The organism is Caballeronia sp. INML2 (assembly GCF_023631365.1).
Taxonomy (GTDB): domain Bacteria; phylum Pseudomonadota; class Gammaproteobacteria; order Burkholderiales; family Burkholderiaceae; genus Caballeronia; species Caballeronia turbans.
The window spans coordinates 1-9927 of record NZ_JALQDH010000025.1 but is presented as its reverse complement, the minus strand read 5'-3'; the positions used below and the strand labels follow the sequence as shown (position 1 = coordinate 9927).

The window sequence follows — 9927 nt, the reverse complement described above, 5'->3', positions numbered from 1 at the left end:
CATCGGCATCATCAACCTCACCGCGACATTCTCATCTTGTTTGTCGCGCGTCTCTCATCCAGATTGTCGCGCCACACTCTGGTCGCAGATGACCGGCTCGGGCACGCCGATCTGCTGCTTCACCTACACGCCAGGACGAGGTGCAAAGCTGGCTGACAAGCTGTTCGTCGGCGTGCGTGAAGGTGCGGCCCTGATGACCGACGGATACGAGCCTTACAATGGCATTGCCCAGCGTTACCAGCTCGTGCACCTCGGATGCTGGGTTCATTGCCGGCGCTACTTCGTCAAGGCAGAGGACAATGTGCCCAAGGCAGCGCGCTCGCCCGATCTGCTCGCGACGCGCTTCATCAAGCTGATCGGAAAGTTGTTCGTTGCCGAGTCGCGTAGCGCAAAACGGAAAGCCGACAGGCGGCAGCGATTGCGACGACGGTACAGTGCACGCGTGCTCGACGCCATCCACAATCTGATGCTCGAGCAATCGCCCGGTGTCCTGCCCAACAGCTTGCTCGGCAAAGCGCTGACCTACCTGCGCGAGCAGTGGCCGAAGCTGATCCGATACGTCGAGAACGGCGACTGGCCCATATCGAACAATCCCTGCGAAAATTCAATCCGCCCCTTCTGCGTCGGGCGCCGCGGGTGGCTGTTCTCGGACACCGTCGACGGTGCGAACGCAAGCGCCAATCTCTACGCATTGGTCGAAACTTGCAAGGCCAACAGCATCGACCCGTATCGTTACCTCACCTGGCTGTTCCAGCGGCTACCTCTGGCAAAGACCGTCGACGACTACGACGCGCTGCTTCCCTGGAAAATCCCTGCGGACCTTCGCTAACCCAACGCCGCGTTTACACATGCTGCACGCCGCACATTCCCCTCTGAGGGGCGTCGGTGGTGGATCGCATACGTTCAAGCAGCACCGGCGAGAGCATCGCGTAGCGGTCACGGCGGCCCTTGCCCTGCTCGATACGCAGTGTCATGCGCTCGCTGTCGACGTCGGTGACCTTCAGCGCCACCACTTCGCTGGCGCGTAGCCCCGCGCCGTACGCGACCGACAGCGCGGTTTGGTGCTTCAGGTTACCGGCGGCCTCGATGAGCCGCCGCACTTCGTCGGGGCTGAGCACGACGGGCAATATGCGGGGCACACGCACCGGTTGCATCCTGACCATCAGCTCGGGGCGGTCGAGCGTGACTGTGAAGAAGAACTTCAGGCCGGTAATCGCGTGGTTCAGCGACACGGCGGATGTGCCGTGGTCGACCATATAGAGCTGGTAGCGGCGCAGGTCCTCGACGGTGGCCGTGTCAGGTGAGCGCCCGAGAAACCTGGCGAACTCACGCACGATGTGCAAATAGGTGTCCTGCGTCTTGGGGGCAAGCTGGCGCATGCGCATGTCGTCGATCATGCGCTGGCGCAGTGGGCTGGCGTTTGCCGGTAAGGAGGTCATGATTCGGCTCCTGTTGAAGAACGAGGCGGATTGCCTCATTCGCCAACATAAATCCGGGTGACCGGCCTCTCCCTGACCACCAGCGTCGGACCGCAGCCCCTACCGCGCGAGCGGTTTAGTGTACGCCCGTGATGGCGTGCCATTTGCAGGGTGCAAGTCCCTGCCGGAGTTGGCCACAGCTCCGTAGCTGAAGGTAACTGCGTCGTCGTGAGACGGGGTGGGGAGTAACCGGAGGCGAACTGTCGGTCCGTAGGTTAACGAACCTGTTTCGGCGGAGTATTGCGGCGAGCCTGCACTAAAGTGGCGAAGCCTGGAAGTAACACCGCACGCTGTCGTGGCGGACAAAGCGATGCGGTGGCATACCACGTGATTGAGGACGGAACGATGGGACGGTGGCACGAAGCAAGCGGGGAGACCTGCCGGCGAGGTGAACGCTGGCAGGAGTCAGAGTCCCGGTAGTACTGCACATGGCAGCGTCAAGCCGTGGAGACCTGCGTCAGAGCAAAAGGCGCTCTAGGGAAGCGGGGCAGGAAGGTTGATAGCAGAAGTCCGGAACGAGGCAAAGATGAAGATCGAAGCATCACCAGTGTCGGAAACGACTAGACGAGATGCAGACGCGCTGGGAAGCTGCGTGCAGCGGAAATTCGCGTCAGCCGCAATCTGGACGGACGCTATGTTGGCTGCTCTACGAAACGGAGTTAAAGGAGGTAAATGGCATAGTCTGATCGACAAGGTGGTTCGCCTGGACACGCTCGCGCTGGGGTGGACTCAGGTCAAGAAGAACGCCGGGGCGGCGGGAGTCGACCGCATGAGCGTGAAGCGATTCGCGCAAGCGCGAGACCGATACCTCGCTGAACTGGCGCATGCATTGCAGGACGGTAGCTATCGCCCGCAGCCGGTGCGGCGCGTCTACATACCGAAAGGTAAAGGACGCCGCCCGCTCGGTATACCCGCTGTAAAAGACCGTGTAGTTCAAGCGGCCCTAAAGCTGGTAATCGAGCCGATCTTTGAACAGGAGTTCGAGCCGAGAAGCTACGGCTTTCGCCCGGGCTTGGGCTGCAAGGATGCGCTGCGCGAAGTGGACCGCCATGTGAAAGCGGGCTACTGCTGGGTGGTCGATGCCGACCTGCAAAGCTATTTTGACTCGATTCCACACTCACCTCTTCTTGCGAGAGTGGCAGGGCGAATCTCGGACGGCCGGGTTCTGGACCTCATCCAGTACTTTCTCAAGCAAGACATCATGGAAGACATGACGCGTTGGACGCCGACTTCCGGCAGTCCTCAAGGGGCGGTTGTCAGCCCCTTGTTGGCAAATCTTTACCTGCACGAGCTTGACGTGGAAATGCGACAGGCAGGGCTGGTCATGGTGCGCTACGCGGATGACGCCGTGGTGTTATGCCGTACACGCGAGGAAGCGGAAGATGCGCTCACTCGAATGCGGGCTTGGGTGGATGCGAACGGCTTGACACTTCATCCTGACAAAACCCACGTTGGGGATTGCCGGCTGGAGGGTCACGGGTTCGAGTTTCTGGGTTACCGGTTCGAGGCAGGTCTACGTTGGGTGCGCAAGAAGAGTCTCATAGGGCTGCGAGATAAAATCCGCGCCCTAACCAAGCGTAACAGGGGCGATTCGATCGAGAGCATCATTGCGTCGATCAACCCGACCCTGCGTGGCTGGTTTGGCTATTTCCAGCACGCCCACCGCTACACCTTCTCGTCCGTCGACGGCTTTGTTCGTCGACGCCTACGAGCGATCCTGCGTCGACAGCTTCATCGTCCGGGTCAGGGGCGATGCCTTCGCGATCACACCCGATGGCCAAATGCCTTCTTCGCTGATCTGGGGCTGTTCACGATGTCCGAGGCCCTTCGATTGGCGCGCCAATCCCGATGTGGAAACAACTGACTGGAGAGCCCGTCGCGGGAAAACCGCACACCGGGTTCGGAGGGAGGGGACGGCGATCGCCGTTTCCTACCCCTATCCAGTCGGCGATTTGGAGACATTCGCTGACGCCGTCAAGCTGACGTTCAAGTGGCCGCTTAACATCAGACAGCGTCCATCGATGCGAAGCTTGAATGTGGACAAGCGAAAACTGGCGAGCCGTTGCGGTTACCCCCGTCGCTGAGCAGAGCTCGGGCTTTCGTGTCGCAGGAATGGCCGCCGCCAAGCAGAGACCTTGAAGCGTTGCGAGGGTCGGCGCGCATACGGCGGATGTGCTCGACGCGTGGCTCGGTTTGTCCGGGAACGAGATCGACGCGCTGTGGGGCGCTGAGATCAGTTAGACGAGGTTTCAGCCTCGCGTGCCGTGACGAGCAGCTTCGAGAGGAGGCGCTGAGCGACCCCACCGAATTTGTCTTGCGTCTCCGACATCACCGTCGCCACACCTTGACGCTTCGATTTTGAACGCTTGATGTCTTGCACCGTACTGACGACGCGAAGTACATCGCCCGGGCGGACCGGCTTGAGCCAGGTGATTTGCACGCTCATGCCAATAATGCCGCCCGCAAGCGGCAATCCGCCCGAGGTGAGCAGACGCATCGTAATCGCGGCGGTATGCCAGCCGCTCGCGGCCAGACCGCCGAAGATCGATCTCATCGCCTCGCTCTCGTCGAGATGGAAGGGTTGCGGATCGAACTCTAATGCGAAGCGCCGGACGTCGCCCTCGGTAACGGTGAAGGTCGGCGATTCCAATTGCAGGCCAATCTTCAGGTCATCGAGATAGAGAGGTTTGGTCATGGCGCGTGCTCCGATCGTCTTGGATGATGCGCGGTTCAAGCAGCTTCGTCATACGAGCACACATCGAAGCCGGTATCTCGAATCTTTGCTTGCTTTCGCGCTGGTCCTGAGTGTCTTGCCACAGGGGAAACGCCTGCGGTGCAATGCCTGCATCCTTGCCCTCTGGATGAACCGGCGAGCTCGCGTCCGTCATGGCGACCGATCGCATGACCTTGTCGCCGAACCTGAAGCCGCTGGAGCGCGAATGGTTGCTGCGCATGCCGCCCGGCAAAGATAGCACGAGAAGAGGTCGAAGCCATCGTCGTCTGGCTACGTGTTCACGCTCGCGGTCCTTCTCATGATGCGATTTGCGTGCACGTATCAGCGTATCATGGCGCCGAGGTACACGGTCGATCGGCAGGACTAACAAAAGGCGATCAATTCGCTGATTCAGGCCCTTTCAATGTGATAAGTCCATTTAGCTTTGCTGACCTTGCTCAATCTTTTGATCCTCACGGAACCGTCAGTCATTTTTTACGTGCTAGTATCGAAATGCGGTGGCTCACAATTGAGGTGGCCAAGATGCGACTGATACGCGTAGCAGAGCGGCATCATTTAGGCGACCCGATTGCCTGCAAGCGACAAATTATCATTGCCACAATCGTCGGAATATTGTGCGTGCTTGCTTTGTGGAAGCTCGCAGTATGGCTGGGCGCATTTCCCCATTGATTGGCTATCTTACGACGCTTTTGGTCCGCGACGAAACGCATCGCGTTCACCGGCGCGTTGGCGCGCCTCTTGGTCGCACTGGCGATGCTGCTGCCTGTAACGGATTCCGACGCCCAGGAGCTTGAGCCGCGGGCGTACTCCGCCGCACCCACAGGAACCAACTTTCTTGTGGCCGGCTATACACGCTTCACTGGTCAGGTCCTCACGGACCCCTCGCTCCCGGTTACCGACATACACGCAACCATCAACGCGTTTGGCTTCGGATACGCGCGTGTGTTCGACCTGGGTGGCCGTACCGCATCAGTCGGATTCGCTGTGCCGTTCGTAAGCGGCGATGTCTCTGGCAGGGTCTTCGATGCACCAAACCAGGTGCATCGTGCGGGACTGGGCGACGTGCGAGTGCGGTTTGCCGTAGATTTGCTCGGCGGACCGGCGCTCACGCCGGAGGAATTCGCCCGTCGAGCACCGCAAACGATAGTCGGCGCGAGCCTCGTGGTCGTCGCACCGACTGGCCAGTATCAACCGAGCCGCCTCATCAATGTAGGCGCCAACCGATGGGCATTGAAACCCGAGTTCGGTATCTCCCAGCCGATCGGAAACTGGTTCGCCGAGGTGGCCTTCGGCATCTGGCTATTTACCGAGAACACTGAGTTCTTGGGAAGCGCCCACCGAAGCCAGGCGCCGATGTCTGTACTCCAGCTTCACGGTGGATACACTTTCCGGCCTGGACTTTGGCTCGCCGCAGACTTGGGCTTTTACACCGGTGGCGCCACCATGATAAACGGCGTCGCGAACGACGACCGGCAGAACAACGTCCGATACGGCGCTACTTTGTCGATACCCATTACGCGTAGCTGGTCAGCAAAGGTGGCCGCGTCGAAAGGCCTAATCGTGCGGGCCGGCGGTGATTACAAGGCGATCTCGTTGGCGGTGCAGTATCGATGGCTGGGTCATGAGCCGCGTTGACCCCCGCGTGAATTTCACATAGCACTCGCTCCCGGCACCCCGCACTACGTTGTGGTTCGAGGCGCCACGCAGAAACTTCCAGTGACTTCCCGAATCCGAGCTTGCCTAATCGCTTGCGGGACGAGACAGGAACGACCTTCCTGAATGATGTGAAGGGTTGCGCACCGTAACATTTACTGCAATGCCGGAAGAAACTCGGCGAGCCGCTGGAATAGCGGGTGACAAACGGCTTGGAAAGGATTATCTAATAAGCGTAGAGAATTGAGATAACGCTCCGTATTCGCTTCGCGCTCCCGCTTTGCTGAGTGTGCGCTCCGGTGGTGGTAGGGACAACGCGGCGCATGAGGACGATAAGATGAGCACGATCCAGGCGATACGTGTCTTCGTGCGCGTAGCGGAGACGGAGAGTTTCTGCTGCGTTGCTCGCGAACTCAACGTCTCAAATGCGCTGGTTAGTCGGGCTATTGTCTTACTCGAAACGCACCTTAGAACACGTCTGATCAACCACACCACTCGCGAGATGTCGCTGACGGATGCCGACGCGCGTTACATTGGCTTGGCAGCAGGTAGCGACAATTCCTGATACAGCTGGCGTCCTGGCGAACGGGGCCCGAGCCTGCAAGTGTTCATAGTGAACTGCGATGCCGGTATCAAAATGGGAGGTGCTTCATGAAGAACGCAGTTGCATTGCTGGTCAGCGCTGCGCTGGTGCTGGCGCCCCTGTCGGGCGTACAGGCGCAAAACAACTCTGGAGCGAGCGGATCTACGGCCACTGAACATCCCGACGAGATAGTGAGGATGCACCAGCAAGTTGCCGCGGCGGACCATGAATATAACCGGGAGGTCGCCACGGCAAAAAAGGTGTATGACCATAAGAAAGCCGAAGCGAAGAAAAAGCGCGACATTGCGGTCGCGGCAGCTCATCAGCGCGTGGGCCAGTAAAAGACGTGTTCCCCGAAGCCTGCTGCAGTTGTGTCTCGACATTAACCTCGGGTGTCAAGCACTAGTCGGGATTCGCTGATGTCGTTGCGGCGCTGCGTGGCCGTCTGCCAAATTGCATTCACTGTCGGGTCGCGTTGAACACGGCCGACCGATTCAACGCTAGGACGTGATAGTCAAAGTGACAGCGCCTTACATCCTCAAGTGCCGTGCTTAACGAGCGTCTAGAGACGTCTACTGGGGGCAGCACTGAGCCGCTGGCCGCTGGTCCGCGGGTAGTCAGCGATGTCGCCGTGTTGTCACACAATCCTCATTCAGGCCGGGCTTAGAGGAATGATTTTCCGTAGCCGTATTCAACCGCTCCAGATCACGTGTACCAACCCGTCACTGGCAGCACGTACAGGGTAAACATCATGGTCGCCGTTCTGTTGCTTGCCATTTTCCTCACGTCGAGTGGGCATCTGCTCAAGGCCTCAATACCGCCATCTCCCCCGGCCACGGTGGCGTCAACGCCGCCGCTGGCGGATGCGCCGGCCGCCGGTGATCTCGTCGTAGGCAGGACACTCGGCCCTTAGCGAAGCGCCGCAAGCCCATCTACGTGCGTTGCGAAGGTGCAGCTTTGGATGGGGATGCCTCGGCCTCTCAGTCTTATGCCGTATGCCTTGAGTCTGCTGCCGTCAGTGTGAGCAGGGACCATTCTTCTGATCCGGCACGTCGTCCGTGCTCACCTCGGCTGGCATCGGCCCATCGCCCCGTTGGTCTGCCGCCTCGCGGGGACGTTCGGACGAGGGGTCCGCCGGTTAGCGCAGTCGAAAAGAAGCACCACGGTCGGCAACTCTTCCGAGTTGTCGTTCTGAAACAAGGCGGATCTGTCAGTCGGCAGTGAAATTGGGTAGGCGTCGATATGCAAGCTCGCTTTCGACGTTCGATCGCATCAGGAGAGACTTTTGGATCAAGTTGGCTTTGTTCTCACCGTAGCGCTGCTACGAGCATTATCTCTGCTTCCTTACGGGCTGGTCGCCAGGCTCGGCAGCGCGATCGGGGCAGCTTTGTATGTGCTTCCAAGTCGACGCAAACACATCGTCTTGGTCAATCTGCGTCTCTGTTTCCCCGACAAGACAGAACCCGAATACGATGATCTTGCGCGGAGCCACTTCCGCCACGTCGTGCGGAGCTATCTCGAGCGAGGCATTCAGTGGTTCGGTAGCGCGCAATCGCTGAACAAGCACGTCGAGATCGACAGCAAAATTGATCTTCACGACAAGGATGCTCCGCCAACCATTTTTATGGGTTTTCACTTCGTCGCAATCGAGGTTGGCTGCATCCTTTACTCGACTCGCTTGCCTGCTGCCTCTTTGTACACGCGCATGTCGAATGCACGCTTGTGCGACCTGGCCAGGCGACAACGCGGCAGGTTCGGCGCAGAAATGATTGAACGCTCGACCAGTGCGAGAAAGATCGTGAGACTGTTGCGCTCAGGCAAACCCGTGATGCTCGCAGCCGACATGGACCACGGCATTGACAACTCTGTTTTTGTTCCATTCTTCGGCGTCCCTGCTTGCACGCTCACTTCGGTTTCGCGACTTGCGCGGCTCGGGCATGCACGGGTCGTACCTTTCGTGACTCAAGTGTTGCCCAATTACCGAGGATATAAGTTGACAGTTTTCGAACCGTTCGACGATTTTCCGTCCGAAAACGACGCGGTGGATGCGCGTCGCATGAATGCGTTTCTCGAAGAGCAGGTTTTGAACTGCCCGGAACAGTATTACTGGGTACATCGACGCTTTAAGCATCGTCCAGCAGGGGCAGCGGCGGTGTATTGAACACGTCGTCGTTTTGCCATTTTGCCAGTGGTCGGCCACGATATCACGGTGCTGCCGCTGAAGAGAGTCAATAGCGATGCCTCGTGCCGACGGTCGTCTCGACCCCATCCGTGATGGACGGCGCAGTAACGCCGTTAATCCATTGACGCCCGGATCTTTCGGTACGGCTGGTCAAACCGGATCGGGACGGCCAAGTGTCGGCAGCTTGACGTTGTTGTTCGACGCGCTGGTGCCGATGCTGGCGCAGCAGGTGCCGTTTGCCACGGTTTCGCGCATCGTCAATCTCCGTTATCGTGCGCAGCGTGAAGGTGTTGACGAAGCCGAGATCTAGGTATATTGAAAAAATTGGACAGCAAATCTACGGGGGTCGTTTTCCACCTCCTCTACCGTGTCGCCGCCGTCTTGCTGCGACTGATTTTCTCACCCGGTAGGAGTTTAGGGGGTGCCGCGTGCGCGATAACGAACGAATCAACGCCATTGCTGTTCTTCTACGGTGCGCTGCTAAGACACAGCGGTTCGTGCCCTATCAGAAACTTCACACGCTTTTCCTTCACGAGGAACCTCTGACGCTGCGCTACAGGGCCTTGGAGGATGCTATTGCGCTTCTCGGAGACTGCGCTGAACTTGACTATGGCTGCCTAATGACACTTGATAACGGACTTCCAGGTGACGACTTTTTCAACAGATTCAAGCGTCATCGGCCGCATGAATTTGAAGCGGTAATGGGGTATGCGTCGACTGGCCGGTCTGTACTTAAGAAGCGGGTGATAGCGGAGGCTGAGCGGGCGCGGGTTTTCATGCATGCCGCGCACGGTGAGACATGACCGTAAAAATGGCTCTCAGGAAGCCTGCGGACAAGCCGTAAAGCCGTTGACCTCTGCGCCGGGCGTCATGGGCGCCCAATGAAAGCTCGCGCGGTTGGTCGGCCACGCGCACAAAGGTCAGGTCGTAAGAACGTTGCCGATTGCGTGGCCGCGACTTGCAGCAGCGCGTTGTGGAGGTGATGGGGATAGCGTCAGCGCCCTATAGGGCTAGCAGTCAGTTCGCAGCCAGATAGGATCGAATTTGTGGGGAGCGCTTTGCCATGAAACGTAAGCACGAGCGCCAAGCTTATGCGCAGCGCCGCGTAACGGTGGCGGTCGGGCGCTTGATTGTTGCTACAACACCTTCGGAAAAAGCGCAGGCGGGGCGGTGGGCGCGGCTATGGGGCAAGGTGGCGGCTACGCGTTATTGAGCTAGGCGGTGTTTCGTGCCGCTGCCCCTCGCGTCCGGCAATCCGCGGTTCGCGGCGTTGCTGAGTGACCAGCGCTGACCGATG

9 protein-coding genes and 1 pseudogene are annotated in these 9927 nt (G+C 59.1%); 8 read left to right on the top strand and 2 right to left on the bottom strand.

The genetic code is table 11. From position 1 onward, the window contains the following. Positions 1-829, top strand: an 829-nt coding sequence (gene tnpC / locus NCT32_RS10850) for an IS66 family transposase (RefSeq protein WP_250490239.1), incomplete at its 5' end; no start/stop codon positions are given. Between the two features lie 64 nt (positions 830-893). Here tnpC and NCT32_RS10845 read toward each other — a convergent pair. Further along, positions 894-1439, bottom strand: a pseudogene (locus NCT32_RS10845) (tyrosine-type recombinase/integrase); the annotation flags it as partial. A gap of 565 nt (positions 1440-2004) precedes the next feature. Here NCT32_RS10845 and ltrA point away from each other — a divergent pair. Then, positions 2005-3342, top strand: coding sequence for a group II intron reverse transcriptase/maturase (ltrA, locus tag NCT32_RS10840; protein WP_250490238.1), 1338 nt, complete (start codon positions 2005-2007; stop codon positions 3340-3342). 369 nt (positions 3343-3711) lie between these two features. Here the strand turns inward: ltrA and NCT32_RS10835 are convergent, their stop codons facing one another. Further along, positions 3712-4173, bottom strand: coding sequence for a MaoC/PaaZ C-terminal domain-containing protein (locus tag NCT32_RS10835; RefSeq protein WP_250490237.1), 462 nt, complete (start codon positions 4171-4173; stop codon positions 3712-3714). 777 nt (positions 4174-4950) lie between these two features. Here NCT32_RS10835 and NCT32_RS10830 point away from each other — a divergent pair. From NCT32_RS10830 to NCT32_RS10810, 6 genes are all read left to right on the top strand, one after another. Further along, positions 4951-5847, top strand: a complete 897-nt coding sequence (locus NCT32_RS10830) for a transporter (protein ID WP_409241530.1) — start codon at positions 4951-4953, stop codon at positions 5845-5847. Between the two features lie 355 nt (positions 5848-6202). Further along, a complete protein-coding gene (locus NCT32_RS10825) occupies positions 6203-6430 on the top strand; it encodes a LysR family transcriptional regulator (protein ID WP_409241529.1) in 228 nt (75 codons plus the stop codon). Between the two features lie 86 nt (positions 6431-6516). After that, complete coding sequence (locus tag NCT32_RS10820) at positions 6517-6789, top strand: hypothetical protein (RefSeq protein ID WP_250490236.1); 273 nt, start codon at positions 6517-6519, stop codon at positions 6787-6789. Between the two features lie 944 nt (positions 6790-7733). Continuing rightward, positions 7734-8609: a lipid A biosynthesis lauroyl acyltransferase gene (locus NCT32_RS10815; RefSeq protein ID WP_250490235.1), complete on the top strand. Its 876-nt coding sequence runs from the start codon at positions 7734-7736 to the stop codon at positions 8607-8609. A gap of 205 nt (positions 8610-8814) precedes the next feature. After that, entirely contained in the window at positions 8815-8940 is a 126-nt protein-coding gene (locus NCT32_RS37245; protein WP_284508515.1) for a hypothetical protein, read from the top strand. A 753-nt stretch (positions 8941-9693) separates the two neighbouring features. Continuing rightward, complete coding sequence (locus tag NCT32_RS10810) at positions 9694-9843, top strand: hypothetical protein (protein ID WP_250490234.1); 150 nt, start codon at positions 9694-9696, stop codon at positions 9841-9843. Positions 9844-9927: the final 84 nt, after the last annotated feature.

Bases quoted from the DNA above. Each gene is read 5' to 3' on its own strand.
- NCT32_RS10810 (WP_250490234.1), top strand. From the start codon at position 9,694: ATGAAACGTAAGCACGAGCGCCAAGCTTATGCGCAGCGCCGCGTAACG.
- NCT32_RS10835 (WP_250490237.1), bottom strand. From the start codon at position 4,173: ATGACCAAACCTCTCTATCTCGATGACCTGAAGATTGGCCTGCAATTG.
- NCT32_RS10820 (WP_250490236.1), top strand. From the start codon at position 6,517: ATGAAGAACGCAGTTGCATTGCTGGTCAGCGCTGCGCTGGTGCTGGCG.
- NCT32_RS10825 (WP_409241529.1), top strand. From the start codon at position 6,203: ATGAGCACGATCCAGGCGATACGTGTCTTCGTGCGCGTAGCGGAGACG.
- ltrA (WP_250490238.1), top strand. From the start codon at position 2,005: ATGAAGATCGAAGCATCACCAGTGTCGGAAACGACTAGACGAGATGCA.